The 25,710-nt window shown below is 64.7% G+C and carries 34 protein-coding genes; 15 read left to right on the forward strand and 19 right to left on the reverse strand.

The annotated features are described in order from the left end of the window. Positions 1-37: 37 nt before the first annotated feature. Together IF803_RS08600 and sseA are read left to right on the forward strand one after the other, a co-directional pair. Positions 38-451, forward strand: coding sequence for a rhodanese-like domain-containing protein (locus IF803_RS08600; protein WP_016847778.1), 414 nt, complete (start codon positions 38-40; stop codon positions 449-451). 134 nt (positions 452-585) lie between these two features. Continuing rightward, positions 586-1,443 (forward strand): 3-mercaptopyruvate sulfurtransferase, encoded by an 858-nt coding sequence (gene sseA / locus IF803_RS08605; RefSeq protein WP_461191880.1) that lies wholly within the window; start codon positions 586-588, stop codon positions 1,441-1,443. Positions 1,444-1,461: 18 nt separating this feature from the next. On the opposite strand, the gene IF803_RS08610 is transcribed toward sseA, so the two are convergent. Further along, entirely contained in the window at positions 1,462-2,295 is an 834-nt protein-coding gene (locus IF803_RS08610; protein WP_461191881.1) for a hypothetical protein, read from the reverse strand. Between the two features lie 329 nt (positions 2,296-2,624). Here IF803_RS08610 and IF803_RS08615 point away from each other — a divergent pair, with 329 nt between their 5' ends. Both IF803_RS08615 and IF803_RS08620 read left to right on the forward strand, forming a co-directional pair. Continuing rightward, positions 2,625-3,869, forward strand: a complete 1,245-nt coding sequence (locus IF803_RS08615) for a L,D-transpeptidase (protein ID WP_461191882.1) — start codon at positions 2,625-2,627, stop codon at positions 3,867-3,869. A 93-nt stretch (positions 3,870-3,962) separates the two neighbouring features. Then, on the forward strand, positions 3,963-4,706 hold the full coding sequence (locus IF803_RS08620) for a DUF4336 domain-containing protein (RefSeq protein WP_461191883.1): 744 nt from the start codon (positions 3,963-3,965) through the stop codon (positions 4,704-4,706). A gap of 18 nt (positions 4,707-4,724) precedes the next feature. On the opposite strand, the gene IF803_RS08625 is transcribed toward IF803_RS08620, so the two are convergent. Continuing rightward, positions 4,725-5,687: a D-2-hydroxyacid dehydrogenase family protein gene (locus tag IF803_RS08625; RefSeq protein ID WP_461191884.1), complete on the reverse strand. Its 963-nt coding sequence runs from the start codon at positions 5,685-5,687 to the stop codon at positions 4,725-4,727. Between the two features lie 118 nt (positions 5,688-5,805). Further along, on the reverse strand, positions 5,806-6,051 hold the full coding sequence (locus IF803_RS08630; protein WP_461191885.1) for a hypothetical protein: 246 nt from the start codon (positions 6,049-6,051) through the stop codon (positions 5,806-5,808). A 272-nt stretch (positions 6,052-6,323) separates the two neighbouring features. Here IF803_RS08630 and ettA point away from each other — a divergent pair, with 272 nt between their 5' ends. After that, positions 6,324-7,973: an energy-dependent translational throttle protein EttA gene (ettA, locus tag IF803_RS08635; protein WP_194459149.1), complete on the forward strand. Its 1,650-nt coding sequence runs from the start codon at positions 6,324-6,326 to the stop codon at positions 7,971-7,973. Between the two features lie 165 nt (positions 7,974-8,138). Then, positions 8,139-8,723, forward strand: coding sequence for a TIGR00645 family protein (locus IF803_RS08640; RefSeq protein ID WP_028342988.1), 585 nt, complete (start codon positions 8,139-8,141; stop codon positions 8,721-8,723). 20 nt (positions 8,724-8,743) lie between these two features. Here the strand turns inward: IF803_RS08640 and IF803_RS08645 are convergent, their stop codons facing one another. Continuing rightward, on the reverse strand, positions 8,744-9,835 hold the full coding sequence (locus IF803_RS08645; protein WP_411782363.1) for a toll/interleukin-1 receptor domain-containing protein: 1,092 nt from the start codon (positions 9,833-9,835) through the stop codon (positions 8,744-8,746). An 83-nt stretch (positions 9,836-9,918) separates the two neighbouring features. Between IF803_RS08645 and IF803_RS08650 the strand changes: the two genes are divergently transcribed. Then, positions 9,919-11,151, forward strand: a complete 1,233-nt coding sequence (locus tag IF803_RS08650; RefSeq protein WP_411782362.1) for a lytic murein transglycosylase — start codon at positions 9,919-9,921, stop codon at positions 11,149-11,151. Between the two features lie 94 nt (positions 11,152-11,245). On the opposite strand, the gene IF803_RS08655 is transcribed toward IF803_RS08650, so the two are convergent. Beyond that, a complete protein-coding gene (locus IF803_RS08655) occupies positions 11,246-11,530 on the reverse strand; it encodes a hypothetical protein (protein ID WP_016843728.1) in 285 nt (94 codons plus the stop codon). A gap of 236 nt (positions 11,531-11,766) precedes the next feature. Further along, entirely contained in the window at positions 11,767-12,072 is a 306-nt protein-coding gene (locus tag IF803_RS08660; RefSeq protein WP_016843729.1) for a hypothetical protein, read from the reverse strand. 380 nt (positions 12,073-12,452) lie between these two features. Here IF803_RS08660 and IF803_RS08665 point away from each other — a divergent pair, with 380 nt between their 5' ends. Both IF803_RS08665 and bfr read left to right on the forward strand, forming a co-directional pair. Next, positions 12,453-12,725, forward strand: a complete 273-nt coding sequence (locus IF803_RS08665; protein WP_016843730.1) for a (2Fe-2S)-binding protein — start codon at positions 12,453-12,455, stop codon at positions 12,723-12,725. Between the two features lie 132 nt (positions 12,726-12,857). Further along, entirely contained in the window at positions 12,858-13,346 is a 489-nt protein-coding gene (bfr, locus tag IF803_RS08670) for a bacterioferritin (RefSeq protein ID WP_026193251.1), read from the forward strand. Positions 13,347-13,443: 97 nt separating this feature from the next. Here the strand turns inward: bfr and IF803_RS08675 are convergent, their stop codons facing one another. From IF803_RS08675 to IF803_RS08695, 5 genes are all read right to left on the reverse strand, one after another. After that, a complete protein-coding gene (locus tag IF803_RS08675) occupies positions 13,444-13,866 on the reverse strand; it encodes a hypothetical protein (protein WP_304496873.1) in 423 nt (140 codons plus the stop codon). Between the two features lie 187 nt (positions 13,867-14,053). Then, positions 14,054-14,407 (reverse strand): hypothetical protein, encoded by a 354-nt coding sequence (locus IF803_RS08680; protein ID WP_304496872.1) that lies wholly within the window; start codon positions 14,405-14,407, stop codon positions 14,054-14,056. 154 nt (positions 14,408-14,561) lie between these two features. Next, entirely contained in the window at positions 14,562-14,909 is a 348-nt protein-coding gene (locus tag IF803_RS08685) for an MmcQ/YjbR family DNA-binding protein (protein WP_304496871.1), read from the reverse strand. Positions 14,910-14,926: 17 nt separating this feature from the next. Then, complete coding sequence (locus tag IF803_RS08690; RefSeq protein ID WP_461191886.1) at positions 14,927-15,982, reverse strand: alpha/beta fold hydrolase; 1,056 nt, start codon at positions 15,980-15,982, stop codon at positions 14,927-14,929. A 98-nt stretch (positions 15,983-16,080) separates the two neighbouring features. Then, a complete protein-coding gene (locus IF803_RS08695; protein WP_461191887.1) occupies positions 16,081-16,482 on the reverse strand; it encodes a nuclear transport factor 2 family protein in 402 nt (133 codons plus the stop codon). Between the two features lie 139 nt (positions 16,483-16,621). Between IF803_RS08695 and IF803_RS08700 the strand changes: the two genes are divergently transcribed. Further along, positions 16,622-17,311 carry an ArsR/SmtB family transcription factor gene (locus IF803_RS08700; RefSeq protein ID WP_461191888.1) on the forward strand — a complete coding sequence of 230 codons (690 nt, stop codon included), beginning with the start codon at positions 16,622-16,624 and terminating at the stop codon, positions 17,309-17,311. A 14-nt stretch (positions 17,312-17,325) separates the two neighbouring features. On the opposite strand, the gene IF803_RS08705 is transcribed toward IF803_RS08700, so the two are convergent. Beyond that, on the reverse strand, positions 17,326-17,571 hold the full coding sequence (locus tag IF803_RS08705; protein WP_304496867.1) for a DUF2188 domain-containing protein: 246 nt from the start codon (positions 17,569-17,571) through the stop codon (positions 17,326-17,328). 119 nt (positions 17,572-17,690) lie between these two features. Here IF803_RS08705 and IF803_RS08710 point away from each other — a divergent pair, with 119 nt between their 5' ends. Both IF803_RS08710 and IF803_RS08715 read left to right on the forward strand, forming a co-directional pair. Then, complete coding sequence (locus tag IF803_RS08710; protein ID WP_026193246.1) at positions 17,691-17,957, forward strand: DUF2277 domain-containing protein; 267 nt, start codon at positions 17,691-17,693, stop codon at positions 17,955-17,957. Between the two features lie 85 nt (positions 17,958-18,042). After that, positions 18,043-18,270 (forward strand): hypothetical protein, encoded by a 228-nt coding sequence (locus IF803_RS08715; protein WP_038386087.1) that lies wholly within the window; start codon positions 18,043-18,045, stop codon positions 18,268-18,270. 54 nt (positions 18,271-18,324) lie between these two features. Here the strand turns inward: IF803_RS08715 and IF803_RS08720 are convergent, their stop codons facing one another. Further along, the gene (locus IF803_RS08720; RefSeq protein WP_461191889.1) at positions 18,325-18,852 is read right to left on the reverse strand and encodes a collagen-like protein; all 528 of its coding nucleotides are present in this window, start codon (positions 18,850-18,852) and stop codon (positions 18,325-18,327) included. A gap of 130 nt (positions 18,853-18,982) precedes the next feature. Here IF803_RS08720 and IF803_RS08725 point away from each other — a divergent pair, with 130 nt between their 5' ends. Next, complete coding sequence (locus tag IF803_RS08725; RefSeq protein WP_304496865.1) at positions 18,983-19,978, forward strand: hypothetical protein; 996 nt, start codon at positions 18,983-18,985, stop codon at positions 19,976-19,978. A gap of 113 nt (positions 19,979-20,091) precedes the next feature. Here the strand turns inward: IF803_RS08725 and IF803_RS08730 are convergent, their stop codons facing one another. Together IF803_RS08730 and IF803_RS08735 are read right to left on the reverse strand one after the other, a co-directional pair. Next, positions 20,092-20,352: a helix-turn-helix domain-containing protein gene (locus tag IF803_RS08730; RefSeq protein ID WP_304496864.1), complete on the reverse strand. Its 261-nt coding sequence runs from the start codon at positions 20,350-20,352 to the stop codon at positions 20,092-20,094. 169 nt (positions 20,353-20,521) lie between these two features. After that, positions 20,522-21,289, reverse strand: a complete 768-nt coding sequence (locus IF803_RS08735; RefSeq protein ID WP_304496863.1) for an SDR family NAD(P)-dependent oxidoreductase — start codon at positions 21,287-21,289, stop codon at positions 20,522-20,524. Positions 21,290-21,416: 127 nt separating this feature from the next. On the opposite strand from IF803_RS08735, the gene IF803_RS08740 reads away from it, so the two are divergent. Next, positions 21,417-21,890 (forward strand): hypothetical protein, encoded by a 474-nt coding sequence (locus IF803_RS08740; protein WP_461191890.1) that lies wholly within the window; start codon positions 21,417-21,419, stop codon positions 21,888-21,890. An 89-nt stretch (positions 21,891-21,979) separates the two neighbouring features. Here the strand turns inward: IF803_RS08740 and IF803_RS08745 are convergent, their stop codons facing one another. Then, a complete protein-coding gene (locus IF803_RS08745) occupies positions 21,980-22,234 on the reverse strand; it encodes a hypothetical protein (RefSeq protein WP_304496861.1) in 255 nt (84 codons plus the stop codon). Positions 22,235-22,507: 273 nt separating this feature from the next. On the opposite strand from IF803_RS08745, the gene IF803_RS08750 reads away from it, so the two are divergent. Beyond that, a complete protein-coding gene (locus IF803_RS08750; protein ID WP_304496860.1) occupies positions 22,508-22,948 on the forward strand; it encodes a hypothetical protein in 441 nt (146 codons plus the stop codon). A gap of 226 nt (positions 22,949-23,174) precedes the next feature. Here the strand turns inward: IF803_RS08750 and IF803_RS08755 are convergent, their stop codons facing one another. From IF803_RS08755 to IF803_RS08765, 3 genes are read right to left on the reverse strand one after another with little or no spacing between them, the layout of a single operon-like run. Further along, positions 23,175-23,756: an NUDIX hydrolase gene (locus tag IF803_RS08755; RefSeq protein WP_304496859.1), complete on the reverse strand. Its 582-nt coding sequence runs from the start codon at positions 23,754-23,756 to the stop codon at positions 23,175-23,177. A 19-nt stretch (positions 23,757-23,775) separates the two neighbouring features. Beyond that, positions 23,776-24,225: a GNAT family acetyltransferase gene (locus tag IF803_RS08760; RefSeq protein WP_304496858.1), complete on the reverse strand. Its 450-nt coding sequence runs from the start codon at positions 24,223-24,225 to the stop codon at positions 23,776-23,778. A 14-nt stretch (positions 24,226-24,239) separates the two neighbouring features. Beyond that, positions 24,240-25,667 (reverse strand): FAD-binding oxidoreductase, encoded by a 1,428-nt coding sequence (locus tag IF803_RS08765; RefSeq protein WP_304496857.1) that lies wholly within the window; start codon positions 25,665-25,667, stop codon positions 24,240-24,242. Positions 25,668-25,710 lie beyond the last annotated feature (43 nt).

The raw sequence follows: 25,710 nt of genomic DNA on the forward strand, positions 1-25,710 counted from the left end.
CCCGGAATGACGATCAAGAAAAGCCAGGGAGAGCCCCATGCCCCAGAACATCCACCGCGGCATCAAGGTGATGATCGACGAGGCCAATGCCGAGATCGAGACCATCAGCGCGGCCGATGCGATCACGCTGATCGGCAAGAACGACGTCGTCATCGTCGACATCCGCGATCCCCGCGAGATCGAGCGCGACGGCAAGATCCCGGGCGCGTTCTCCTGCACCCGCGGCATGCTCGAGTTCTGGATCGATCCGAACAGCCCCTATGCCAAGCCGATCTTCCAGGAAGACAAGAAGTTCATCTTCCACTGCGCCGGCGGCCTGCGCTCGGCACTCGCCGCCAAGACCGCGAAGGACATGGGCCTGAAGCCGGTCGCGCATATGGGCGGCGGCTTTGCCGCCTGGCGCGAGGCCGGCGGGCCGATCGAGGCGTGGGAGCCGAAGAAGAAGGGCTGAAGGTTCTCCGTCATTCCGGGGCGCGCGTAGCGCGAACCCGGAATCTCGCGCGACAACCTCTGGATTCCGGGTTCACGCTTCGCGTGCCCTCAGGTGCGCAATTGCGCACTGGGGAATGACAAGAAGGAATGATCATGACCGCCACCGACGATCCGCTCGTTTCGACCGAATGGCTGGCTGCGCATCTCGGCGATGCCAACGTCAAGGTGCTCGACGCGACCTTCAAGCTGCCGGGCGTGCTGCCGCTGCCGAAGGATGATTATCTCGCCGCGCACCTGCCCGGCGCGGTGTTCTTCGACGTCGACGCGGTGTCCGACCATTCCAATCCGCTGCCGCACATGTTTCCTAGCGCCGAGCAGTTCGGTCGCGACGCCGGCGGGCTCGGCATCAGCAATGCCGACACCGTCGTGATCTACGATTCCGGCGGCTGGGTTGCGGCGCCGCGCGCCTGGTGGATGTTCCTGTCCTATGGCCATCGCAACGTGCGCATTCTCAACGGCGGCCTGAAGAAGTGGCGCGCCGAGGGCAGGGCGGTCGAGAGCGGCGAGGTGAAGCCGAAGCCTGCGACCTTCAAGGCGAGCTACGATCCGAGGCGCGTGCGCAGCATCGAGCAGATGATCGCCAATGTCGAAAGCCGTGCCGAGCAGGTAATCGATGCGCGCGCCGCCGATCGCTTCGAGGGCCGCGCGCCGGAGCCGCGGCCGGGCATCCGCGCCGGCCACATCCCAGGCGCCCGCAACATGCCCTACAACCAGCTGTTCGATGCCGCGACCGGCGAGATGAAGCCGCTCGATGACCTGCGCAAGTCGTTCACGGGCGCCGGCGTGAAGCTCGATGCGCCGATCGTGACGAGCTGCGGCTCCGGCGTCTCGGCCGGCGTGCTGACGCTCGCGCTGTACCGGCTCGGCATCGCCGACACCGCGCTCTATGACGGCTCGTGGTCGGAATGGGGGCAGGCGAGCGGCCCGCCGATCGCGACAGGGCCGGCCTGACAGAGTAATCCTTGCTTGCTAGCGTCGGGTCAGCGGCACCAGGGTCGGCTGGCCGAACGGATCGAGCTGCTGCTGAACGACCTGCCGAACCGGCTGCGCGCGGACAATCCGCCGCCGCTCCTTGCGATGTGCCGGCTTGCTGACCGCGTTGCGCTCCGGCTTCTTCGCCTCGATGGCCTTCGGCGCCACTGGGGCTTCGACAACAACCTCAGGTCCGCCCAGCGTCGCGATCTTCGTCGCGGCTGCCATCGCCTCGGGTGACGGCGGCGGGGCGGGCTCGGGCGCTGCCATCGCGGGTGCCGGCGGAGGAAGCGCGGGCTCGCTGGGGGCGGGCGGATCGGCGATGGCGGCGACCTTGGCCTCGGTGGCTGCCGGTGCAGCTTCGGCGGCAGCGGGCGTGGGCTCCGATGCCGGCGAGGGAGCTGCGGTCGGAGCCGCGGTGTCGGCGGATTGGGCCGGCGCCGGGGTCGTCGCGGCCTGGGCTTCCGGCTTCGGCGGAGCGGGCGGGACCGGATCATCCGCCGTCACGGCGGCAACCTTCTCCGGCTCGGCTGCAGGGGCGATCTCAGCGGGAGCAGGCGGTTCGGACGCGGCCGGCTCGGACGCGGGCGGGGCTGCCGGAGTATCGGTCGTCACCGTGTCGGCGGCGGGCGGGTCGACCCGCACCATGGCAAGCACCGGCGGGGTCTCGGGCTGCTGCGCGAATTGCGGCTCGGGCGGCGCCCGGCGGACCGGAATGCTGGCGAACTCTTCATGCGCCGCGCGAAACAGCGCGGCTGCCCCCAACCCGAACACCAGAAGCGAGGTCGCCAGCACGATCGCGGCGAACAGAAAACGAAGGCCGGGGAGCATGGGCGCGGGTTCCCCCTTCTGCGGGAGGGTCTTCGATGTCGAGGGAACGCGGTGACCACACAAGAAAGCCGGCGTCGCGAGCGCGAATCAGCCCGATTCGAAGATATCGCAACGTCCCGGGACTGTTTGTTACAAAATGCGGGTGATTGATGACTTTGGCCACGTGGACAAACATTCCGGGCCCGTGAGACATCTTTGCCGCAGCGTTGACGCGAAATCACAAAAGGCCCGGAATAGCCCGGGTTTCGCGGATTTGTCTTGAATGCGCCGCTATCTTCCTGCATTGGGCCGTTAACAGTCCGGTGTGGCTTGGGGACTATAACAGAGCAATGATGATCAACCGCATTCTGACGATTTGCGCTGCCGCGGCTCTCGGCGTGGCAGGAACCTCGCTTGCGCATGCGCAGCAGGGTTATCCGGCGCCTCAGGGCACCGCCTATTCGACGGCGCCCCAGCCCTACCCCCAGGGCAGTATGCCGGATTTCGACGCTCTCAATGACGATGACGGGCAGGATTCGGCTGCACTGCCGCCGCCCGGTCCGGTGCTGTCGCCGAACGACCCGCGCTATGGCCGTCCGGCGAATGCGCCCACATATTCCGATCGCGGTGTGCCGCCCGGTCCGGTGATGTCGCCGGACGATCCGCGCTATGGCCGTCCGATGAATGCTCCTCCGGTTTATTCCGACCGTGGCGCGCCGACTGGCCCGGTGATGTCGCCCGATGATCCCCGCTATGGCCGGCCGATGGGGCCGCCGCCGGTGATCTACGGTGACCGTCCGGGTGCGCAACAAGCCAATCGCGACAATGGCGTTCCGGCCGCCGGCGTTTCCTATGGCGACGACCGCGGCGGCATGCGTCCGCCCGAGGGCGTTACCGGAGCCGTGCCGCAGCAGCAGGCGCCGGTCGATGCCAATGGCAAGCCGGTACAGATCGCGGCGCTGCCGCCGGACGAGCAGCCCGAAGACGCCCCGGCGCAACTGCCGCCGAATCTGCGTCGCCAGGAAGTGTCGTTCGCGACCAAGGAGCCGGCAGGCACGATCGTTGTCGATACGTCGAACACCTACCTCTATTACATCCTGGGCAATGGCCGGGCGGTCCGTTACGGCGTCCGTGTCGGCCGCGACGGCTTCACCTGGACCGGCGTGCAGAAGATCACCCGCAAGGCAGAGTGGCCGGATTGGCATCCGCCGACCGAGATGATCGAGCGTCAGCCCTATCTGCCGCGCTTCATGGCCGGCGGACCCGGCAACCCGCTCGGCGCCCGCGCGATGTATCTCGGCTCGACCGTGTACCGAATTCACGGCACCAACCAGCCGTCGACCATCGGCAAGTTCGTCTCGTCGGGCTGCATCGGCATGCTGAACGAAGACGTCTCCGACCTGTTCGAACGCGCCAAGGTCGGCACCCGCGTGGTTGTGCTGCCCGGTGGTCCGCCGCCGGGAACGGCGACGGCTTCTGCCGCGCCCCCGAACCCGATGGCTCCCGCGTCGGCTCAGGCTCAGGCGGCGGCGCCGCTGCCCGGCACGCAGCCGACCACGGTGCAGCCGCTGCCCGCACCGGTGACGGTGCGCTAGGCCAACCGGCAAGTTCATCATTGAAAAAGGCGTGCGAACAGCGCGCCTTTTTTTGTTGCAACAAGCCGCGCATCTCGACGTTGAGGCAATGCGATGCAGGACCTCTGCGAGACCTATCCGCCGCTGAATACACCAAAGCCTGTCGCCGATGACGTATGGATCATCGATGGTCCGATCATCCGGTTCGGCCCGCGCTGGTTCAAAATGCCGTTTCCAACGCGCGCGACGATCGTTCGTCTGCCGGGTGGGCGGCTGTTCATTCACTCGCCGACACCATTGCTGGCCGAGCTCAAGGCCGCAATCGCTGAGCTGGGCGTACCGCGCTGGATCATCGCTCCGAATCGTCTGCACTATTGGTGGATTCCGGAATGGCATGCTGCCTATCCAGATGCGCGCATCTTTCTTGCGCCCGGGATCAAGCAGCAGGCGGGCAGTCGGCTGACATTCGTAGGCGAGCCACTGGAACGATCATCCGGCTATCCCTGGGATGAGTGGATCGCGACGCTGCCGGTGGCAGGCAGCTACATGACGGAGGTCGTGTACTTCCATCTGCCGTCGCGGACATTGCTGCTGACCGACCTGATCGAGAATTTTGAGGCCAGACGAGTCCGCTCGCCGTTGATGCGGTTCCTGACCTGGCTCGGCGGCGTGCGCGATCCTGACGGCGGCACGCCGCGCGACATGCGATTGACCTTCTCGCGGGACCGCGCGGCGCTGAAGGCCGTCGTCGCCCGCATGATCGAATGGAATCCGGAGCGGATCATTCTCGCCCACGGGCGCTGGTACGACCGGAACGGCCGCGCCGAGCTCGAACGCGCGTTCCGCTGGCTCGGCTAGCCGCAGTGAATGCTGCTGTCAGGCCAGGGGCCGCGGCGGCTCGCTGCCCTTGCTGAAGGCGTCGATGCACTCGACCATCTGCTGATAGTGCGCCTGCAGGCTCTCGCGCGTCGCATAGCCGAGATGCGGTGTGATCACGACATTGTCGAGCTTGCGCAGCGGATGATCCGACGGCAGCGGCTCGACCGAGAACACGTCGATGCCGGCGCCGGCGATCGTCTTGTCGCGCAGCGCCGCGAACAGGGCGTCCTCGTCGACGATCGGCCCGCGCGCGGTGTTGACGAGATAGGCCGACGGCTTCATGCGGGCGAGATCGGCGGCGCCGACCAGTCCGCGCGAGCGCGGGCTCAGCACGACATGGATGGTGATGATGTCTGATGTCGCGAACAGCTCGTCCTTGCTGGCATAGCCGACGCCGGCCTCATTGCACTTTTCCGGCGTCAGATTAGGGCTCCAGGCGATGACGTTCATGCCGAACACCTTGGCCATGCCGGCGACCTTGTTGCCGAGCTTGCCGAGACCGATGATGCCGAGCGTCTTGCCCTCGATCTCGGTACCGGCAAAGGTCTGCCACGCCTCGCCGGCGTGCATGCGCGCGTTCTCGCGGCCGATGCCGCGGGTCAGTTCCAGGATCAGGCCCATGGTCAGGGGCGCGGTGGGATCGCGGCTATATTGGGTGCCGCACAACACCACCTTGCGGTCCTTGGCGGCCTCCATGTCGATCGCCGCGTTGCGCATGCCTGAGGTGATCAGGAGCTGCAGCCTGGGCAGCGCGTCGAGCAGGCTCTTCGGGAACGGGGTGCGTTCGCGCATCGCGCAGATGACCTCGAAATCCTTCAGCTTCGTCGCCGCTTCCGCCTCGCTCGCGAACGGCTTGTCGAACACGGTGACGTCGACCCGGTCCTTGACCTTTGGCCAGTCGGCCACCGAAAGCGCGATGTCAAAATAGTCGTCGAGGATTGCACAGCGGAGCCGCGTCATCGGGGATGGTCCATTCAGGGTGAGGGCGACGGCGGGAGATCAACCGTCGGGATACCCGTCATGGTCGCGCGCAATCGGCAGGCGCGCAAGCGGCCGCGGTTTCAAAAAGCGGCGATTGTCACGCGCGCGGAGACGGCTTCTTCGTGGAGCGGATGTCGGCGAGCATCGCGCGGACCGCCGGCGACAGCGCCATCTGCTTGGCGCGGCAAGCCGGACCCGGGCCGCGCATATAATGCAGTTCCGGTCGGTAGGGATTGAAAGCCTTGGCGACGAAGGCGCGCCAAAAGGCGCGGAATTCGGCGAACAGCGTCGCCTCGCCTTTTGTCGTCGGGCGCGGAAGGGGTGCTGAAATGATGGTAGCCATGACGTGGCCTCAACTGTTTGGCCGCGGTTCTGCCGCGAAAATCGCCGTTTTTCGACGTTGAGAACGAGTTTTGGCCTGATTTATTAAAAGATGGTTTCAATTGTCGTGATTCGGCGCACACATGGCGTCGAACCCGTAATCACCCGTGGTGAAGCCGCGAAACGTGGTGAACGGACGGAAAACAGAGGTCCCGCGGTTGCGCTTTCGGGGGCCGGCCGTTACATCGGCGGCAGCAAAATTTCCACAAATCGGATCAATTCCAGGGACAGCGGATGGCTCGCCAGTTCATCTATTTCATGCAGGGTCTGACCAAGGCGTACCCGACCCGCAAGGTGCTCGATAACATCCATCTGAGCTTCTACCCGGACGCCAAGATCGGCGTGCTCGGCGTCAACGGCTCGGGCAAGTCGACGCTGCTCAAGATCATGGCCGGCCTCGACAAGGAGTATAACGGCGAGGCCTGGGTCGCCGAGGGCGCCCGCGTCGGCTATCTCGAGCAGGAGCCGCACCTCGATCCGGCACTCAACGTTCGTGAGAACGTCATGCTCGGCGTCGCCAAGCAGAAGGCGATCCTCGACCGCTACAATGAGCTGGCCGTCAATTACTCGGACGAGACGGCTGACGAAATGACCAAGCTGCAGGACGAGATCGAGGCCCAGGGCCTGTGGGATCTCGACAGCAAGGTCGACCAGGCGATGGACGCGCTACGCTGCCCGCCCGACGATGCCGATGTCACAAAACTGTCCGGCGGTGAACGCCGCCGCGTGGCGCTGTGCCGCCTGCTGCTCGACCAGCCGGAATTGCTGCTGCTCGACGAGCCGACCAACCATCTCGACGCCGAGTCGGTGTCGTGGCTGGAAGGCCATCTGCGCAACTATCCCGGCGCGATCCTGATCGTCACCCACGACCGCTACTTCCTCGACAACGTCACGGGCTGGATCCTCGAGCTCGACCGCGGTCGCGGCATCCCCTACGAGGGCAATTACTCGTCCTGGCTGGTGCAAAAGCAGAAGCGGCTCGAGCAGGAAGGCCGCGAGGACGCCGCGCATCAGAAGACGCTGGCCCGCGAGCAGGAATGGGTGGCGTCCTCGCCGAAGGCGCGCCAGGCCAAGTCGAAGGCCCGCTACCAGCGCTATGAGGAGCTGCTCAAGAAGGCGAGCGAGAAGCAGACCCAGACCGCGCAGATCATCATTCCGGTCGCCGAGCGGCTCGGCGCCAATGTCGTCGACTTCGAAGGCCTCAGCAAGGGGTTTGGCGATCGCCTGCTGATCGACGATCTCACCTTCAAGCTGCCGCCCGGCGGCATCGTCGGCGTGATCGGTGCCAACGGCGCCGGCAAGACCACGCTGTTCAAGATGATCACCGAGCAGGAGACGCCGGACAAGGGCACCATCACGGTCGGCGAGACCGTGCATCTCGGCTATGTCGACCAGTCGCGCGACGCGCTTGAGGGCAACAAGACGGTGTGGGAGGAGATCTCCGGCGGCAACGAGCTGATCCTGCTCGGCAAGAAGGAAGTCAATTCGCGCGGCTACTGCTCGGCGTTCAACTTTAAGGGCGCCGACCAGCAGAAGAAGGTCGGTGCGCTGTCGGGCGGTGAGCGCAACCGCGTGCATCTCGCCAAGATGCTGAAGTCGGGCGCCAACGTGCTGCTGCTCGACGAACCGACCAACGACCTCGACGTCGACACGCTGCGCGCGCTGGAAGAGGCGCTGGAGGATTTCGCCGGTTGCGCCGTCATCATCAGCCATGACCGCTGGTTCCTCGACCGCATCGCGACTCACATCCTGGCCTTCGAGGGCGACAGCCATGTCGAATGGTTCGAGGGCAACTTCCAGGATTACGAAAAGGACAAGATGCGCCGGCTCGGCCAGGACAGCATCATTCCGCACCGCGTGAAGTACAAGAAGCTGACGCGCTGATCGATTTGACGCTCGAACGCGGCCATCGCGCCGCGTTCGAGCGTTGCTCGTTGGCAGGATCGTGACGGCATCGCGGCGCAATCTGCGGCCAGTTGTCGCTTTTCAAGCGCGCGGGATTGCGTAGATAGAGCGCTCCCGCAAATCAAATTCTGCGAGCGCTCCACCATGTCCGCACTTTCCGAGGCGCGCGCCCCCGCAAAGGGCCGGTCGCTGCGTCCCGTTCCCATGCTGATCTTCGGATCGCGCTGGCTGCAATTGCCGCTCTATGTCGGCCTGATCATCGCCCAGGGCGTCTATGTCGTGCTGTTCCTGAAGGAATTGTGGCACCTGTTCGCCCATGCCTTCGATTTCAGCGAGCAGCAGATCATGCTGGCCGTCCTCGGCCTGATCGACGTCGTCATGATCTCGAACCTGCTCGTGATGGTGATCGTCGGCGGCTACGAGACCTTCGTCTCGCGCCTCAATCTGAAGGGCCACCCGGACGAGCCGGAATGGCTCAGCCACGTCAATGCCAGCGTGCTGAAGATCAAGCTGGCGATGGCGATCATCGGCATTTCCTCGATCCATTTGCTGCGCACCTTCATCGAGGCCGGCGCGCTGTCGTCAGGCAAGGGCAATTACACCGAGACCGGCGTGATGTGGCAGACCATCATCCACTGCGTCTTCATCCTGTCGGCGATCGGCATCGCGATCGTCGACAAGCTGTCGAACGATTCGATCGAGGGCGCCAAGCAGCAGGTTGGGCATTAGGGATGAACGGCGGCGCGGCGTCACCGCGCCGCGCGTGAGCCGAACAGTGCCGGCGCGGATCTGCCGAGCCATTCGGGGATCTGCGCCGCGCCGCGCGGAAATCCACGCGCCATCGCGAGGACGAACGCGGTCTGCCAGACGCCGAACAGCACCAGCCAGCCCAGCAAGGTCGGCAGCCTGACGATCGCGCCGTAAACCGTTCCGGCTGCGATGGCCGCGATCCAGGTCACGACGACGCTGTCGATCCGCCTGAACGCGGGGTTGGTCAGGAGCACGCCGAGAATGGTGATGGCTCCGCCGACAGCGCCGCCGATGCCGCCGATCAAAAATCCCATGTAGGGATTGTTGCCGAGCGTCTCGGTGATCTGGGCCGGGTTCGCGGCATTGCCCTCGATAGGCACGGTTCTCGCATACTGGCCGAGCGCCTGAAGCGTCACGGCGCTGGCATCGTAGGCCGCGATCCACGCCGCCGTCGTGATCGCGACCACCAGCGCCAGCTGAAACCGGTCCCTGGCGCCAAACATCACATTGCAGGTCGCGATCGCCGCGCCGAATATCACGCCGGGCAGGATCGTGATCCCGCCGGCGTCGGAGACGACGAACGAATATTGCAGGACGTTGAGCGCATAGGTCGCGACCAGGCTGCACAGGATGGCCGACGCAAGCGACAGCACGGCGAAGGGCAAAATCGATCGGTCGCGCGACTGCTCGCTTTTGGCTTCCAGCATGCGATCGACGGCGGCCCGTGTCTCGGCGGCCGCGCTGCCCTGAGGTTCGAGGATCGTGACCGCCTTGAGATAGGTCGGAACCTGGTCGAGCGGGGTCGGCGCCATCATCACCGGCAGCACGCGATTGCTGGGGTTCGGCCATTTGTTCCGGGCAAAGGCGAGCTCGCTCAGCGTGTAGCGTCCCCTGGTCACCGATTCCGGACTGATCAGGAACACCATAAAATCGCTGCTTTCGATGGCTTTTTCGACGCGCGCATCGAAGCTGTCGCCCGGCGGAAGATCGTCGTGCGAAAAGAAAACGTCATGGTCGCAATTGCGCAGGGACTGGGCGATGCTGTCAGCCTGCGATTCCAGTTCGGAGGGAAATGACAGAAATATGCGCATGGCAAAACTTACCACCCAGAATTGAATTCTGACAATTGCCGAATCCGCGTTGCAATGACCGTTTCCGCAGGGTGAGATCGATCATGAAATGGCCAGCCACCATTGTCGCATTCGCGCTGCTGCTTTGTGCGCCGCTGCAGCGGCCGGCATTCGCCGCCGATGCTGCGTTCACCCAGTTCATCGCCTCGCTGTGGCCGGAGGCCAAGGCCGCCGGCGTGTCGCGCGAGACCTTCGATCGCGAGACGCGCTCGCTCGAGCCCGACTACAAGCTGCCCGACCTGATCCTGCCCGGACGTCCCAAGACCGGCGCGCCGGCGCAGGCCGAGTTCGTGCAGGTGCCGGCCGATTACATCAAGGAAGCCTCGATCGCGCGGCTCGCCGCGGAGGGGCAGCGGCTGATGCAGAAGTATCGGCCGTCGCTCGATGCGATCGAGAAGCGGTTCGGCGTCCCGGCCACCGTCGTGCTGGCGATCTGGGGCCGCGAGACCGATTACGGCCGCTATTCGCTGCCCTACGACACGCTGCGCGTGGTGGCGACGCAGGCCTATGTCGGCCGTCGCAAGGATCAGTACCGCACCGAATTCATCCTCGCGCTGAAGATCCTCGGCGAGGGCGCGGTGACGCGCAAGGAGATGCGCTCCTCCTGGGCCGGTGCGACCGGCTACACCCAGTTCCTGCCGTCGGAATATTACAAGCACGGCGTCGATCTCGACGGCGACGGCCGCGTCGATATCTGGCATTCGGTGCCGGACGCGCTCGCCTCCGCCGCGCAGCAGTTGGTCAACAAGGGCTGGCAGCCCGGCGTGCGCTGGGCCTATGAGGTGCAGGCGCCGGCCAATGCCGACTGCACGATGGGCGTGCCTGAAGTGACGAAGCCGATCACCCAGTGGCTGCGCGCGGGCTTCGTGCCGGTGCGCGGGCAGAAGCTCAGCACCGCCGAGCTGGCGCAATCGGCGTCGCTGCTGCAGCCGGAAGGCAGCTATGGTCCCGCCTTCCTGACCACGCCGAATTACTTCGTGATCAAGGAATACAATTTCTCCGATCTCTACGTGCTGTTCGTCGGCCACCTCGCCGACCGCATGACGAGCCCGCAGCCATTCGCGACGCCATGGTCGGCATCGAAGCAGCTGCGTTCCGCCGATGTCGAGGCGATGCAGCAGCAGCTGACGAAGATCGGTCTCTACAAGGACAAGCTCGATGGCAAGGCCGGGATGCAGACCCGCGCGGCGCTCGGCGCCTATCAGAAGCAGGCCGGGCTGAAGGTCGATTGCTGGCCGAGCGAGGCGGTGCTGCGCGCGATGAACGGGCAGCGCTGACCGGGCTGGCTCGCAAGACCGCCTGGTGGCGCAAAGCAAAAACCCGGCCGCGAGGCCGGGTTTTCGAGTGTGATGCTGAAAACGTGTCGGTCGATCAGTCGCAAACCTGGATGCGACGGAAGCGCCAGCCGTAGCCGTCCCAGAAGCGCTCGCGAACCATGCGGCACGGGGCCTCTTCGACGTAAACCGGCGCCGGTGCGACATAGACCGGGGCGGGGCGAGCGCCTGCGATCGCGCCGCCCAGCAGGGCGCCGCCGATCAGGCCGCCGGCAACGCCGGCCGCGACGGCGCCGCCGTCACCAGCCTTGGCAGCCGGAGCAACGGCCAGCGAACCGGCAATCGTGGTAACGGCGACAAGGGCAGCTAAAGTCTTCTTCATGTCTTTGGCTCTCCTGGAAGGTGGTGGCGTCGTGGTCCGGCGCCGGGTTGAGGTGACTCGCACGCTGATCTCGAACTGCTGTCTTGCTAAACAGCGCAGAACAGTCAACCGAAAGTAAACGTCCGCAGGCTGATCGCGCAGAAAAGCGGTTTTTTCTGGCCATCTACAGCAGTTGTCCCGGAGAAACAGTCGGTTTTCCGGGACATCTGGTTCGATTTAATCGAGATGAACGGCGATCAATCGCAAACGCGGACGCTGCGAACGCGCCAGGTGTAGCCGTCCCAGAACCGCTGGCGCTGCCAGAAGCAATCGGGGCCGTAGCCGGGTTCGGCGACATAGGCCGGGCCGGGCGCATAGTAGCCGTATCCCGGACCGTAATAGCGGTTCTGCGATGCGATCGCGCCACCGACGATGGCGCCACCGATCAATCCCGCAGCGACGCCGGCGGCGACACCGCGTTGTGCCTGGGCGGGGGCGGGCACCGCCACAGTCGAAGCCGCCACAGCGGCAACGGCGCAAAGCGCCAGCAATGTCTTCTTCATGGCCTGACCTTTCTCACGGCAGCAGGGACAGCGTGCATTGGCGATCCGTCTCGCCGGAGGGTTCCATACTCAGCTTGAATGTTCAATGAACGACGCTGCCGTATTCGCGACCAAATGCTTGCAGCTTTTGGAATATCTTGCAACGCACAAGCCCGATAGCGCCCAGCGAGGCGCGTGCTCATGGCGGTCGGCGGCGAAGGAATCGCTTATTGGCCCGTAGCCACCCCGCGGGTTCGAACTCCGACCGATTTAGACTCATTCCAATATGAATCCCGCATCAGTTTGGAATTGCTACAAAAACCGCTTTTTCCTTTTGCATCGCGCGGGAGCCGACAATATCCATACTGGGAAGCATCACCGTTGGACCCCGCCTTGCTCCGATGATTGTCTGTTCCTGTAACGTCCTCAGCGACCACGATGTCCGCAATGCCGTCAATGGCGGTGGGTCCGTGACACGAAACGCCAAGCAGGTGTACGGCTGCCTCGGCTGCAGTGCCGAATGCGGCCGCTGCGCGCGCACCATCAAGGCGATCATCGACGAGGCGCTCGGTCCCTGCGCCAAGGCCTGCTGCTCCGGTTGCCCCCACAGCGGCCATCCGCACGCCGCCAACGAGGACGCCGAGCCGGCCGAATTCGCGCTCGCAGCCTGCTGATTTCACCAAATCCCTCCGAATCCGGTTATCCAGGCGCCGCTTCTACGAAGGGTTGCTCTTGCCGGTAATCTGATTTAGAAACATTCTAAATTCAGCGTCGGCCAAGGTTGGCCGCGACAGGTGGAGTGGATCATGCAAGGCGACCCGAAGGTCATCGATTATCTGAACAAGGGGCTGCGCAGCGAACTGACCGCCATCAATCAGTACTGGCTGCACTACCGGATGCTCAACAATTGGGGCCTCCTGGAGATGGCCAAGGTCTGGCGCAAGGAGTCCATCGAGGAGATGGAGCACGCCGACAAGTTCGTCGATCGCATCCTCTTTCTCGACGGCTTCCCGAACCTGCAGGTGCTCGATCCCCTGAAGATCGGCCAGGACGTCAAGGAGATCATCGAGTGTGACCTCGCCGCCGAGATCGGCGCCCGCACGCTCTACCAGGAGGCGGCGACCTACTGCCATGGCGTCAAGGACTATGTCAGCCGTGACCTGTTCGAGCAGCTGATGAAGGATGAGGAAGACCACATCGACTTCCTCGAGACCCAGCTCGACCTGATCAAGCGCATCGGCCTTGAGCTCTACACCCAGAAGCACGTCGGTCATCTGAAGGGCGAGGATTCCTGACCGGCTGTCTGCCGGCGCGCCGAGCGTCTGCCAAAATACGAGAGGCCGTCCTTGCGGGCGGCCTCTTTTGTTTTTGCGAACGGGACAGAGCTATTCGTCAGTAGCACCGCGTGATGTTGACGGTGCGGTCGCCGCCGCGTCCGGGCACTGTGACGCTCTCGGTGGGACAGCTCGACACATAGGGACGGTCCGACGGCACCACGGCCGGCGGATAGCGATGCGCCCAATCCCACGGCACGTCCTGGGTGTAGGTGTAGCGGACGTCGTTGGAGACCGGCGCCGGGACCTCGGCAGCGAAGGGTGTGCTCGCCGCACCGTCATAATATCCGCCCGCGTCCGGCAACACGATGCCGGGCACCCGCACATGATGGCGGAAGGCTGGATGATGCGAGGAGAACGTGCCGCGCGCCGCGGATCCGGATCTCGCATAGGTTTCGGTCGGAGAAGCAAGCAGCAGCGCTGCAACGCCAAGGGAAGCCATCAGGGACGCCATCAGCGCCCCATATGTTCGATACGCCATTCTTCGAAGAGCCATGGCACGCACCAACTCGCGGTTACGGAGCATTTCTGCAGACGCTAGGCCGCGCCTCATGGCGCCCGCAAACTCATTCTTAATTATTGGTTAAAAAGTAAGGTTAACAGAGAGTAACTGTTTCAAATTGACGCGATCTCGCGCGCGGAGCTTCCGCGAAGACGGCGGGCGCCGTTCAGACAGCATCCGCCGGAACGAAGCAGCTGATGATGATGCTGCCGCGGTGGTGCACGTACCACACCACGGCCTCGCCGACCGGGTTGCCGCGATCGCGGATCACGGCGCGCTCCGGCACCATCATCCACTCGCCCTCGATCGGCACCCAATAGGCGCCGCCACGAACGTCGTAGCTGGTGCGATGGCCGTCGGAGATGTCGCAGCACGGCACGCCATTCGGCGCGATCACGCTCTTGAACCAGGCGCGGATATCGGGTGGCACGTTGTCGTATTGGCCGTTGTCGAACGCCAGTGCAGCGCCCGCCATCAGGACGAGCCACGCAAGCACCGCAACATGCGCGAGCCTTCGCATTGCCTTCCTCCGGCGAAAACTTCTACGTGACCCGCGCGTAGCGCCGCACGAATCCGGTGTTTGCGCGATTAGGCACGAACCGCGCGCGGGATGCATGCTCAAAGAATCAGCGAAACCGCGCAGTCAGGCGTGATGCAGTGCGGGATCGATGCGCTCAGGATGGTTGCTTCGCGCGCGCCTTCTTCGCCGGTTTCACCGCGATATTGTCCCGTGCCATTTTCAGCGCGCTGCGCAGCGTGACCTGATCGACCTTCGCGAGGCGGACATTGGTGCTGCCGCTCTTGCCCCAGCCGCCCGGCACCGGCCGGAAAATCTCCGGCTCGGCCTCGACCACCATGGCCTGCTGCTCGGGTGTCAGCTTCACCATGCCCCAATCCTGGTCGGGATAGCCGAGTGTCGCGAAGATGCGCTTGCCGACGCGGAAATCGGTTGTGCCGTGATGCGCGCCTTCAACGACCTCGGGCAGGCTGAGCGCAATGCGGCGGAAGCGATCAGCGGACATCGCCCTGACCTCGATGGCTACATCGTCGGCGCCGTCTGCAACACTTCCTGCAATTGCCTGGCATAGAACTTCGCATCGCCGGTGGTGAGATGGCCGCGTGTCTCGCTGCTTGCCGGGATCAGATCAATCTTGCCGTTCTTGATCCGCTTCACGGCAGCTTCGGTGACGCCGGTCTCCGGCGGATTGCGTTCGTCGTCGGCGGCATTGATGGCAAGCAGGGTTGCCTCGATCTTCTCCAGTCCGGCGGAGGGATCGTAGTCGTGCGAGGCCTCCCATTGATAGATGTAGTCATTGGCATCCGCGGTGACCGGCAACGCCAGCTGGTCGTCGACCATCTTGTCGGCCTGCGCTGCGGTCGGCACCAGCGCCTGGTAATTGAGCGTGCCACCGGCGCTGGCGAAGCGATAGGCGGCGATGGCGTATTTCATCATCCGCGGCTGGCTGGTGTAGTTGCCGCCGTTGTAGTCGGGATCGTTGCGGATCGTTTCCAGCATCGTCCGCCGCAGCATCCAGTTGCGTGCCGCCATCGCGGTCGGCTGCGAGGCCATCGGCACCAGCACGTCCATCATCCGCGGATAGCGCACGCCCCAGATCCAGGTGTGCATGCCGCCCATCGAGTTGCCGATCACGAGCCGCAGATGCTTGATGCCGAGCCCCTCGGTGACGAGCCTATACTGCGCGTCGACCATGTCGTTGTAGTCGTATTTCGGAAAGCTCGTCCGCATCGCGTCCGACGGCTTCGACGATTTGCCGTGCCCGATGCCGTCGGGGATGATGATGTAGTATTTCGCCGCGTCGAGCGGCTGGCCGGGGCCGAACAACTGGCCGGCAAAGGTCGGCGTCAGCATGCTGGCGGCCGAGCCGCCGGAGCCGTGCAGCACCAGCACCGGCTGTCCGGTCGGTGCGCCGACCGTGGTGTAGTGCAGCCGCAGTTCCGGCATCACCTCGCCGCTGTGAAACTTGAAGTCCTTCGCGGTCCACTCGCCATCCTGCGGTGTGGGGTAATCTGCAGCCATGGCCGGTACCGACATCGAGACGAGAGCGGCTGCAAGCGCCACGCACAAACGGATCATGGTGCTTCTCCCCACGCGCGGCGCATTTGTCCAGCCGCGTCGGTGCAAGCCTAGCATGACGGAAAGCGTCGTCCACGCGCCTGACGCAGAAGTGTCCGTTAACTCGCCTTCAGCACGTTGAGTGCGTACCAGCCCCAATAGACGCGGTGACGCTGGATCAGGCCGTGCTCGATCTCCATGACCTCGACGAGATCCATCTGGTCGCCGTCCGGAGACTGCCGCGGATATTCCCAGGTAAGGACGCGGTCGTCGCTGAAGAAGCCCTGCTTGAAGCGCCGCCGTTGCGGCGGGTTGGTACGGAACACGCGCGTGATGAACTCGCGTAGCGCGTCGCGGCCGCGGACGATCCCGTCTTTGGTCTGCATCAAATGCTGCACCAGCGGGCTCTCGATCGAGGCGTCGGCTGCGTAGAGCGCGAGCGCCGCCTCGAGGTCCTTGTTGCCGAGCGCTTCATCCCAGAGCCTGTAGATGCGTTCCGCGTCGTTGCTGCCAGCTGTCATGATTGTTCCCTTGTGTTTGGTCGACTGCTGCCCATTTGAGCGGAAGAGACCGCCGCGACGTTTCAGGAAAATCTGAAATGAGCTGCGCGGCACGGCGAATGCGGGTAGGACGTTTCGGCGCGATCCGGAGGACGATGCGGTGGGATCATCCCAAGCCCTGCAGACAGGATTTTCGCGGATCGCCGAGGCCTTGGGCGATCCGGTCCGCGAGGCGATGGTCAGTGCGCTGGCCGACGGCAAGGCGTTGCCGGCGGGCGAGCTTGCTGCGGTTGCCGGCATTTCGCCGCAAGGCGCTAGCGCGCATTTGCAGAAGCTGGTCGACGCCCGCGTGCTGTCGGTATGGGCACAGGGCAGGTTCAGATATTACCGGATCAGGGACGACGACGTCGCGGCGCTGATCGAGAACCTCGTCGATCTTGCGGCCAGGGCCACCGTGGGGCGGCGGCGTGCGATGCCGGCCGAGCAGCTCAGGCAATCGCGCACCTGCTACCACCACCTTGCGGGTCAGCTCGGCGTGCTGCTGTCGAATGCGCTGATCCGCCGCCGCCTCGTCTTGATCGACGGCCGCGATGGTCGCGTGACCGAGCAGGGGTTGGCCTGGTGCCGGGCCGAGGCGATCGATTTCGATCCGGCGCGGCAGCCGCATCTGCGGCTCTGCAATGACTGGACCGAGCGCGTGCCGCATCTCGCCGGTCCGTTTGCCAATGCCGTGCTGGCGCGGCTGGTCGAGATGCGCGGCGTTGCGCCGCATCGGATTCCGCGCGCATTGCGGATCACCGATCGGGGGCGGGCGTTCTTCGACCGGCTTGGCGTCCAGGTTCCGTTCTGAAGGCGAGAGGTGAACTAGCGGCCGTCCTCGACCTCGGTCTCCGGGCGGTCGTTGCCGGAGGCGGTTTCGGTCAGCCATTTGCCGTCCGACGTCTCGTACTGGATCGCCTCGGTGCGGCCGGGGACGCGCTGCTCGTTGGCGGCGCGTCGGGCAGCGGCGAGTGCCGCGGCGCGGGTAGGAAATGGTTCCGAGAACACCCCGTTGACGGTATAGGCCCAGCCGCCGTCGTGCTGGACGACCTTGTAGATCACGTGGCTCATCCGGAACCTCGCTCCACCGTGGACGATGAGACTGCCAGAATAGACCACGATGTCGTATTTTGCAGCAGCCGATCGTCTTTGAGAGAGCCGCCCCGTTGCCGCGGGTGAGGGAGACCGACATGTGCCGCAATATCAAGACGCTGTTCAACTTCGAGCCGCCCGCCACCGAAGACGAGATTCACGCCTCGGCGCTGCAGTTCGTGCGCAAACTGTCCGGCTTCAACAAGCCGTCGCACTCCAATGAGGCCGCCTTCAACCTGGCCGTGGCCGAGGTCTCGACCGCCGCGCGCAAGCTCCTGATCTCGTTGCAGACCACGGCACCGGCGCGCGATCGCGAGGTGGAGGCGGAGAAGGCGAGGGAGCGTTCGCGCCTGCGGTTTGGCTGAGGACGGGGCGTACCGTGATGCAGATCACGGTACCGCGCCACGCGTCCGGGCATCGTTGCCGTTCACCCGATCCCGGAGCAACGCCATGAAGCCTGCCGCCCTGCTCACGTTCTGTTCGATTGCGTTCGCCGTGCTCTGGACCTGCGGCATGCTGTGGTCGAGCGGGACAATCGACCTAGCCAACGTCATCATCCTGTCGGCCTGCGGGGCGTTCGCGGGCGTTGCCTGGTACTACGCCATGCGCTGGGTCTTCCAGCTCATGCACCTCGCTCGGCCCTCCGATCCTCCGGCCAATCCGGGCGCGGAGCGGTAGGCGTCGGGTGCGACACGGACAGAGCTGGCCGTGTCGTCGCGAGGACAAGAAGGATTACTTCTTGTCCTTCTTGCGGTGCTTCTTCTTTTTCTTGTGATCGTCGTCCTCGTCGTCATCTTCCGCGAAGTCGATGGCGTCGACGTCAAGCGCGATCGCTTCCGCTGCCGCGCGCTCGGCGGCATCGCGCTCGGCGAACTCGGCGGCTTCACGCTCCTTGGTGCGCTTGTAGTCTTCCCAGGCGTCGAAGATCATGTGCAGCCACGGCATCACCTGCTCGATCGACGGCAATTGTCCGGGCGGGCCGGCTTCACCGCGCGGGCCGGCCGGTCCCTGCGGTCCCTGTGGACCAGCTTCGCCGCGCGGACCCTGTACGCCTGTCTTGCCTTGCGCTCCCGGCTTGCCCTGAGGGCCTGCCTTTCCAACCAGTCCGGGCTTGCCCTGTGGACCCGGCTTGCCGCGCGCACCTTCCGGCCCCGGCCGCCCCGGATGTCCTTGCGGACCGGGCCGACCCGGCTCGCCCTGACGGCCCTGCGGCCCCTGCGCCCCTCGTGACCCCTGGCGGGAGATTGTCTCGTCAGCCACTGATATGCTCCGTCGCGATTTCAAGCCGCTTGTAACAGAGGTTGGATGACGGCTTCAATTCTGCCCGACGCCGCTGATGCAAGCGATCAACAGTCATAATTCGATGCGAAGATTGTGACGGGAGGACGCGTTGCGGATTTTGAACGACAGGCGCGGGGCAGTTGCAGGTGACGCAACAGGGCCGCTGACGTTCGACATCGTGGTGACGCGGCACGATCTGCGCGATGAAGCGGCGTTTCGCAACACCGGCGTCCTCGATCTGTATGCCTTGCTGTTTCCTCCGAACGAGCGCGACGCCCCCGACGACATTGTGCGCTGGGTGCTGTCAGATGATGTCGGCGAGCGACGAGAGTTCAGCGTCGGTGATCAGCAGCTGTCATATTGCCTCGACTCGCGCTGCTTTATCCTGCGCGCGGAAGGGCGCGCGATCGGCCTCGGCTTCTTCACCTACGATCACGCAAGCGAGCTGATCTACTGCAACTATGTCGGCGTCGCGAAGGCGTGGCGCGGCGGCGGCCTGGCGGGCCGGTTCTATCGCGAGATGATCGAGATGCTCGACGGGCTGTTTCCGCGCAATATCGGCGTGGTGCTCGAGGTCGAGCCGTATGATCGCGATCGCCTGGTGGCGATCATCGGCGATCTCGAACGGACCGGCGTGAGGCAGCTCGCAGCGGATCAACAGACCGAGATTCGCAGATTGCTGCGCGTCAACTGGTACGACAAGCTCGGCTATTGCTTCTTCTGCGACGCGCGCGGCATGCAGCCGCTTGAGTGTCGCTCGCCATGCCTCGATCCATCGCTATTGCCATCCGCTTGGGGCGGCGCGGAGGAAAATTATTGGTTGGCCTGGCAGTCGCGGACCGGCGCGCCCTCGGCGGAGGGCGCGCGCGCGGGTGAGCTCTGGCAAAGGGCCGTCGCTGCGATCTATGTCGAGATCCTCGCAAAATCCCTGGTCGACGACGATCCGAAGGGGCGGCGCGACTATTGGGACTATGCGACGGCGCTGGTCGCGCAGACGCTGCAACGGGCGGCGACGACCGAGGTGCGTCTCGCTCGCTGCCTCGATGCCGACGGCAGCGAGCTATTATCGCGCTGGCGGCGGCTTGCGATCGACCTGCCGATCTAGCGTCGACGTGCCGCTAAAGCGTGATGAGATCCGGTTGAATCGTCATCACGCTTAGCTCGTTGTCCAAGCATGATCTTCCCGGAAAGCCGCTTCGCACGGTTCCGGATCTTGCTCTAGGCTGCGGCGTGCTCGCTCATCGGCACGTCGATGCCGTCGGCCGAATATTCGCGAATCTTGTTCCGCAAGGTCCGAACCGACAGCCCGAGCACGCGCGCGGCGCGGGTGCGATTGCCGTCGCAGCGCGCAAGCGTTTGCAGCACGAGCTCGCGCTCGACTTCATCGACGGTCGCGCCGATCAGCAGTGGGACGATTTCATTTGGAGCCAGCGACGGCAGCAGCGCTTCCGGCGACGGTACGGTGGACGCGTAAGACATGAACTCCTCCCGATCAACGCCCGCTTCGTCGGTGAAGCGAAGACATCGAGAACCAACTACCCCGTAGATCCACGGTGTGCCGGTTTGGTTAACAAGTCCTTAACGTGGCCCTAACTCCCTGCTCTGTAAGCAAAATACCCAGAAATCGCCACGATTGCGGTTCCATCCGTCACAATGTGCGGTACCCGCCATCGACCATCACGATCGATCCCGAGACATAGGCCGACAGGTCCGAGGCGAGGAAGATGGCGGGGCCGACGATGTCCTCCGGCTTGCCGGCGCGGCCGAGCGGGGTGTGGTCCATGAAGACCTTGACGAGGTCGGGATTGGTGGCGCGCACCTTCTCGTTCAATGGCGTCTCGATGAAGCCCGGCCCGATCGCATTGACGCGCACACCATCCTTGCCGAGCTCGGCGGCCAACGCCTTGGTGAAGCCGAGCACGCCGTGCTTGGAGGCGGTATAGGCCGGCGAACTCGGCGTGCGCAGATGCACGAAGGACTGGATCGAGCCGATGTTGACGATGCGTCCCTTGTTCTTGCGCAATGGCGCGAGGAACGAATGCGTCACGTTGAAAACGCCGGTGAGATTGATCGAGATGATGTCTTCCCAATCCTTGATCACGGCCTCGTCGGTGCCGAGCATGCCGTTGCGGCGCGCGATGCCGGCATTGTTGACCAGGATCGAGACCGGCCCGACCTTGTCGGCCACTTGCTTTGCCATCGCGACGCAGGCGTCGCGATTGGTCACGTCGAGCGCAAAGCTCTCCGCCTTGCCGCCGGCGCTCTGGATCTCCCTGGCCGCTTCCGCCGCCGCATCGCCGTTCATGTCGAGCAGCACCACGCGCGCGCCCTCGCGGCCGTAGCCCAATGCGATGGCGCGCCCGATGCCCGAGCCTGCCCCGGTAATGACGGCGATGTGATTGTCGAGAAGGGCCATGGCGTTTCCTTGTTCTGATTTGTGAGCGTTGTCGACAACACTATTCAAAACTGCGCCAACCGAAACGCCAAGCCGCGTTTGCGCGTTGCTGTTATCCGGATTCGGATGACAGTTACGGACCGCGGACATGGACCCGAATATCAGACACTGGAAAGTTGCGATCGAGCGCTTTTGCGCGGCGCCGGATCCCGACTACCGCGAGATGGCCAAAATGGTCGCGGAGATCGCCGCGACCGACATCGACGAGACGCTGCGGCATGCGGCCGCACAGGTGCTGCCGATCTTGCGTCAGGCGGCGCTGAAATCGGCTGACCGCCGCACCAAATCGATGGCACTGCGCCGTCTAGGCATCATCGGCGATGCACTGCACATGCTGTCGGCACCGCGGTTTGGCCAGCGCGGCCTGGCGCCGAAGGCGCTGACGCAGGAGGAGCAGTATCGGCAATTGCTCGGCCTGCCGTTGGGCCGCCGCCTCGCTGCGACCGAAGTCCAGCAGGCTTTCAAGCGCGCCGCCAAGACGGTGCATCCCGACGGCGGCGGCAACGGCGCGGCGTTCCTCGAACTCGCCGCCGCGCGCGACGCCCTGATCAAGCATCACTGACGCTGGATCGCGTCACTACCTGACAGCACAAGGGCGGACGCCGCGCTGTTGCCGGGTGTCCGCCCTGTGCGTGATCGAATGGCGTTCGCTCAGAACGAGCAGGTGCCGTTGTTCAGGAGGCCGGTCTTGTAGCTGAACGCGGCGTCGAAGGTCGGCAGCTCCTCGCTGACGATGGAGAAGTTCGCCGGCCACGGCGTGGTCGGGATGCTCTGGTCCCAGATCTGGCAGAAGCCGGTGTCCTGCCAGCGGATCAGGTGATAGGGCGTGGCGCTGGCCGGGCTTGCCGCGGCGAGCACGGACACGGTGGCGGCAATGGCGGCACAGGTAATCGCAAGACGACGCATGGGAAATCTCCGGTTTGAAAAATGAATGCTCCACGGGGCAATCCTGGAGCTCAGGGGCCGATCGCCCCGGACATGCAGTGAGTGTTGCAACCCCGGGAACAGGTTCAACACCGGTTGTGCGAAAGCGCCCGTCAGCAAATCGGCCATCGCTGTGCCAAATTGCGCCTGTTTACGCGCTTGTTACAGTCGGAGCATCGCGATTCGCAGCCGTGTCGCGACGCGCGCAAATCGACGCAAGCAAATCGACGAGAGCAGATCCTGGGGAGACCGCACATGAAAGTTTCATTCACCCTTCGCGCCGCGCTGGTGGCGCTGCTGGCGTTCACCGGCCTTGCGTTCTCTTCCGCCGCCCGTGCCGACAGCGGCTTCGTGACGCTCACGATCTACAAGGCCGGATGGATCATCGGCGGCTCCGGCGGCAGCGGCGTCTTGACCTTCCGCGGCCGCTCCTACCGGCTCTCCACCGGCGGCCTCGACTACGGCCTGGTGTTCGGCGGCTCCAAGACAGTGCTGCGCGGCCGCGTCAGCAACATCAACCGTCCGTCCGACGTTGCCGGCGTCTACGGTGCGGCCGGCGCGGGGCTTGCCGTCGGACGCGGCGCGCGCGCGATCGTGCTGACCAATCAGAAGGGCGCGGTGTTGGAATTGACCGGACACCAGGTCGGTCTGATGGCCAACGCCGATCTGAGCGGCCTTGCGATCACGATGCGGTAGAGCATTTCGTTCAGTTTATCCCCTCATCCTGAGGAGCGCGTCTTCGCGCGTCTCGAAGGATGCATGGCCCGGCTGGTGGCCGATTCATCCTCGAGGTTCGCCGAAGAGGCTCGCACCTCCAGCGACAATGACATAGCCATTGCGCAGGGATGACGGGGATAGCTAGTCTAAAGCGTTGAGTGCGCGAGGCCGCAAGGCCCCGGCAAGCCTCGGGGCGAGGCGGCGTTCACCTGAACAGATGCAGCGCGGCGTGTTGCAGTAGCATGATGGTCTTGGCGTCGACGATGCGCCCGTCGCTGATCATGGCGAGCGCGTCGTCGATCGGGAGCTCGAGCACCTCGATGTCCTCGCCCTCGTCGGCGAGCCCGCCGCCGTCACCGATGCGCATCGCGGCGTCGTATTCGGCGACGAAACAATGCAGCTTCTCGGTCACCGCGCCCGGAGACGTGAAAGCCTCGAACACCTTGCGCACATGCGCGAGCCGGTAGCCGATCTCTTCCTCCGCTTCGGCGCGGATGCGTACTTCCGGCTCGGCATCGTCGAGCATGCCGGCGGCAGCCTCGATCAGGAGATCGTCATAGCCGTTGGCGAAGGCGGGGTAGCGGAACTGGCGCACCAGCACGACGCTGCGGGTCGTCAGATTGTAGGGCAACAGCGCCGCGCCGTTGCCGCGGTCGTAGACCTCGCGCACCTGGGTCTGCCATTCGCCGTTGGCGCGCCTGTAGTCGAACGTCGCGCTCTTCAGCTCGTAGCGGCGCTTCGAAAGCAGCTCGACGTCCTTGACGCGGACGCGGTCGGCGATGCTCATGCGTTGATCCTCAACCCTCTCACGGCGTCGCTTCGCGACCGTCGAGCCATTTGGCCAGCATCACCGAGGTCGATTCGTCATAGCCGAGCGATTGGTAGAACGCGCCGGCCTTGGCATTCTCCCGCCGCACCAGCAGTTGCAGCTTCGGCACGCCGGCGGCGCGCAGCCAGTCCTCGGCCGCCGCCATGATGGTGCGGCCAAGTCCCTTGCCCTGGCGGTTGGGATCGACCGCGACGTAATAGACCCAGCCGCGATGGCCGTCGTGGCCGACCATCGCGGTCGCGACGATCGCATTGGCGTCGCGGCCGACCAGCACGGCCGAGTTCGGTCCGCGCCGCGCCAGCGCGATGTCGGCGGCAGGATCGTTCCACGGCCGCGTCAGGCCGCAGGCCTGCCACAGCGCGACGACATCGGCGATGTCGTTATCGGTGATCGGTGCAATGGCGAGGGAGGCAGAGGGGGAGGGCATCGTCGCCTGCGCGGTCACAGCACCTTGCCCGGGTTCATGATGCCGAGCGGATCGAGCATCGCCTTGACCTGTCGCATCAGCTCGATCGCGACCTTGTCCTTGACGTCAGGCAGTTCGTCGCGCTTGAGAACGCCGATGCCGTGCTCGGCCGAAATCGAGCCGCCCATCCGCAGCACGATCTCGAACACGACGGCATTCACGTCGTGCCAGCGCGCCAGGAAGTCGGCCGCATTGGCGCCGACCGGCTGACTGACATTGTAGTGGATGTTGCCGTCGCCGAGATGGCCGAACGGCACCGGCCGTGAACCCGGGATCAGCTTCACCACCGCCGCATTGGCCTCTTCGATGAAGGCGGGCACGGCGGCGACCGGCACCGAGATATCGTGCTTAATCGAGCCGCCTTCCGGCTTCTGCGCCGCCGACATCTCGTCGCGCAGCTTCCAGAACGCCTGGCGCTGGCTCAGATTGGCGGCGATCACGGCGTCGTCGACGATGCCGTCCTCCATGCCCTGAGCCAGGATCGCCTCGAGCGTGTCGCGTGCATCGTCGCGCGACGACGACAATTCCATCAACACGTACCAGCGATGCTTGCTGGTCAGGGGATCGCGGATATCGATGCCGTGGCGGATCGAGAAGTCGACCGCGACGTCGGCGAGCAACTCGAAGCTCGTCAACGCACCGGCCGCTTGATCACGCGAGATCGACAGCAGCTTGAGTGCAGCCGCGGGCGACTTCAGACCGACATAGGCGGTCTCAACCGCGCGCGGCCGCGGAAACAGCTTTAGCGTCGCCGCGGTGATGATGCCGAGCGTGCCTTCTGCGCCGATGAAGAGGTTGCGCAAATCGTAGCCGGTGTTGTCCTTCTTCAGCTTCGACAGCGCATTCAGCACGCGGCCGTCAGCCAGCACGACCTCGAGCCCGAGTGCCATTTCGCGCGCCACGCCGTAGGCGAGCGCTCCGGTGCCGCCGGCATTGGTCGAGAGGTTGCCGCCGATGGTGCAGCTGCCTTCTGCGCCGAGCGAGAGCGGAAACAGCCGGTCGACCTCGGCCGCCTTCTGCTGCGCGATCTGGAGCACCACGCCGGCCTCGCAGGTCATGGTGTTGGATTCGACGTCGATGTCGCGAATCTTGTCCAGCCGCCGCAGCGAGACCACGACCTCGCCATTGTGCGGCGTCTGGCCGCCGACCAGGCCGGTGTTGCCGCCCTGCGGCACCAGCGCGATCCTGTGCTCGGTCGCAAGCTTGCAGATCGCGGCGACCTCGGCGGTCGAACCGGGGCGCAGCACCAGCGGCGAGCGGCCGTGGAACAGGTCGCGCTCCTCGGTGACGTAAGGCTTGATGTCGGCTGCGTCGGTCACCGCATATTTCGCGCCGACGATGGCGCGGAATTTTTCAAGCAATTCGGGCGGAAGCGGCGGCACCGCTGATTGGACGATGTTCATTTTTTCTTGGTCTTTCACTCAGTCGGGGATCTTTGCCTAAGCA

Source organism: Bradyrhizobium sp. UFLA06-06, from assembly GCF_054820065.1.

Coding starts and splice junctions, on each gene's coding strand:
- IF803_RS08600 (WP_016847778.1), top strand. CDS start 38: ATGCCCCAGAACATCCACCGCGGCATCAAGGTGATGATCGACGAGGCC.
- sseA (WP_461191880.1), top strand. CDS start 586: ATGACCGCCACCGACGATCCGCTCGTTTCGACCGAATGGCTGGCTGCG.
- IF803_RS08610 (WP_461191881.1), bottom strand. CDS start 2,295: ATGCTCCCCGGCCTTCGTTTTCTGTTCGCCGCGATCGTGCTGGCGACC.
- IF803_RS08615 (WP_461191882.1), top strand. CDS start 2,625: ATGATGATCAACCGCATTCTGACGATTTGCGCTGCCGCGGCTCTCGGC.
- IF803_RS08620 (WP_461191883.1), top strand. CDS start 3,963: ATGCAGGACCTCTGCGAGACCTATCCGCCGCTGAATACACCAAAGCCT.
- IF803_RS08625 (WP_461191884.1), bottom strand. CDS start 5,687: ATGACGCGGCTCCGCTGTGCAATCCTCGACGACTATTTTGACATCGCG.
- IF803_RS08630 (WP_461191885.1), bottom strand. CDS start 6,051: ATGGCTACCATCATTTCAGCACCCCTTCCGCGCCCGACGACAAAAGGC.
- ettA (WP_194459149.1), top strand. CDS start 6,324: ATGGCTCGCCAGTTCATCTATTTCATGCAGGGTCTGACCAAGGCGTAC.
- IF803_RS08640 (WP_028342988.1), top strand. CDS start 8,139: ATGTCCGCACTTTCCGAGGCGCGCGCCCCCGCAAAGGGCCGGTCGCTG.
- IF803_RS08645 (WP_411782363.1), bottom strand. CDS start 9,835: ATGCGCATATTTCTGTCATTTCCCTCCGAACTGGAATCGCAGGCTGAC.
- IF803_RS08650 (WP_411782362.1), top strand. CDS start 9,919: ATGAAATGGCCAGCCACCATTGTCGCATTCGCGCTGCTGCTTTGTGCG.
- IF803_RS08655 (WP_016843728.1), bottom strand. CDS start 11,530: ATGAAGAAGACTTTAGCTGCCCTTGTCGCCGTTACCACGATTGCCGGT.
- IF803_RS08660 (WP_016843729.1), bottom strand. CDS start 12,072: ATGAAGAAGACATTGCTGGCGCTTTGCGCCGTTGCCGCTGTGGCGGCT.
- IF803_RS08665 (WP_016843730.1), top strand. CDS start 12,453: ATGATTGTCTGTTCCTGTAACGTCCTCAGCGACCACGATGTCCGCAAT.
- bfr (WP_026193251.1), top strand. CDS start 12,858: ATGCAAGGCGACCCGAAGGTCATCGATTATCTGAACAAGGGGCTGCGC.
- IF803_RS08675 (WP_304496873.1), bottom strand. CDS start 13,866: ATGGCGTATCGAACATATGGGGCGCTGATGGCGTCCCTGATGGCTTCC.
- IF803_RS08680 (WP_304496872.1), bottom strand. CDS start 14,407: ATGCGAAGGCTCGCGCATGTTGCGGTGCTTGCGTGGCTCGTCCTGATG.
- IF803_RS08685 (WP_304496871.1), bottom strand. CDS start 14,909: ATGTCCGCTGATCGCTTCCGCCGCATTGCGCTCAGCCTGCCCGAGGTC.
- IF803_RS08690 (WP_461191886.1), bottom strand. CDS start 15,982: ATGATCCGTTTGTGCGTGGCGCTTGCAGCCGCTCTCGTCTCGATGTCG.
- IF803_RS08695 (WP_461191887.1), bottom strand. CDS start 16,482: ATGACAGCTGGCAGCAACGACGCGGAACGCATCTACAGGCTCTGGGAT.
- IF803_RS08705 (WP_304496867.1), bottom strand. CDS start 17,571: ATGAGCCACGTGATCTACAAGGTCGTCCAGCACGACGGCGGCTGGGCC.
- IF803_RS08710 (WP_026193246.1), top strand. CDS start 17,691: ATGTGCCGCAATATCAAGACGCTGTTCAACTTCGAGCCGCCCGCCACC.
- IF803_RS08715 (WP_038386087.1), top strand. CDS start 18,043: ATGAAGCCTGCCGCCCTGCTCACGTTCTGTTCGATTGCGTTCGCCGTG.
- IF803_RS08730 (WP_304496864.1), bottom strand. CDS start 20,352: ATGTCTTACGCGTCCACCGTACCGTCGCCGGAAGCGCTGCTGCCGTCG.
- IF803_RS08735 (WP_304496863.1), bottom strand. CDS start 21,289: ATGGCCCTTCTCGACAATCACATCGCCGTCATTACCGGGGCAGGCTCG.
- IF803_RS08740 (WP_461191890.1), top strand. CDS start 21,417: ATGGACCCGAATATCAGACACTGGAAAGTTGCGATCGAGCGCTTTTGC.
- IF803_RS08745 (WP_304496861.1), bottom strand. CDS start 22,234: ATGCGTCGTCTTGCGATTACCTGTGCCGCCATTGCCGCCACCGTGTCC.
- IF803_RS08750 (WP_304496860.1), top strand. CDS start 22,508: ATGAAAGTTTCATTCACCCTTCGCGCCGCGCTGGTGGCGCTGCTGGCG.
- IF803_RS08755 (WP_304496859.1), bottom strand. CDS start 23,756: ATGAGCATCGCCGACCGCGTCCGCGTCAAGGACGTCGAGCTGCTTTCG.
- IF803_RS08760 (WP_304496858.1), bottom strand. CDS start 24,225: ATGCCCTCCCCCTCTGCCTCCCTCGCCATTGCACCGATCACCGATAAC.
- IF803_RS08765 (WP_304496857.1), bottom strand. CDS start 25,667: ATGAACATCGTCCAATCAGCGGTGCCGCCGCTTCCGCCCGAATTGCTT.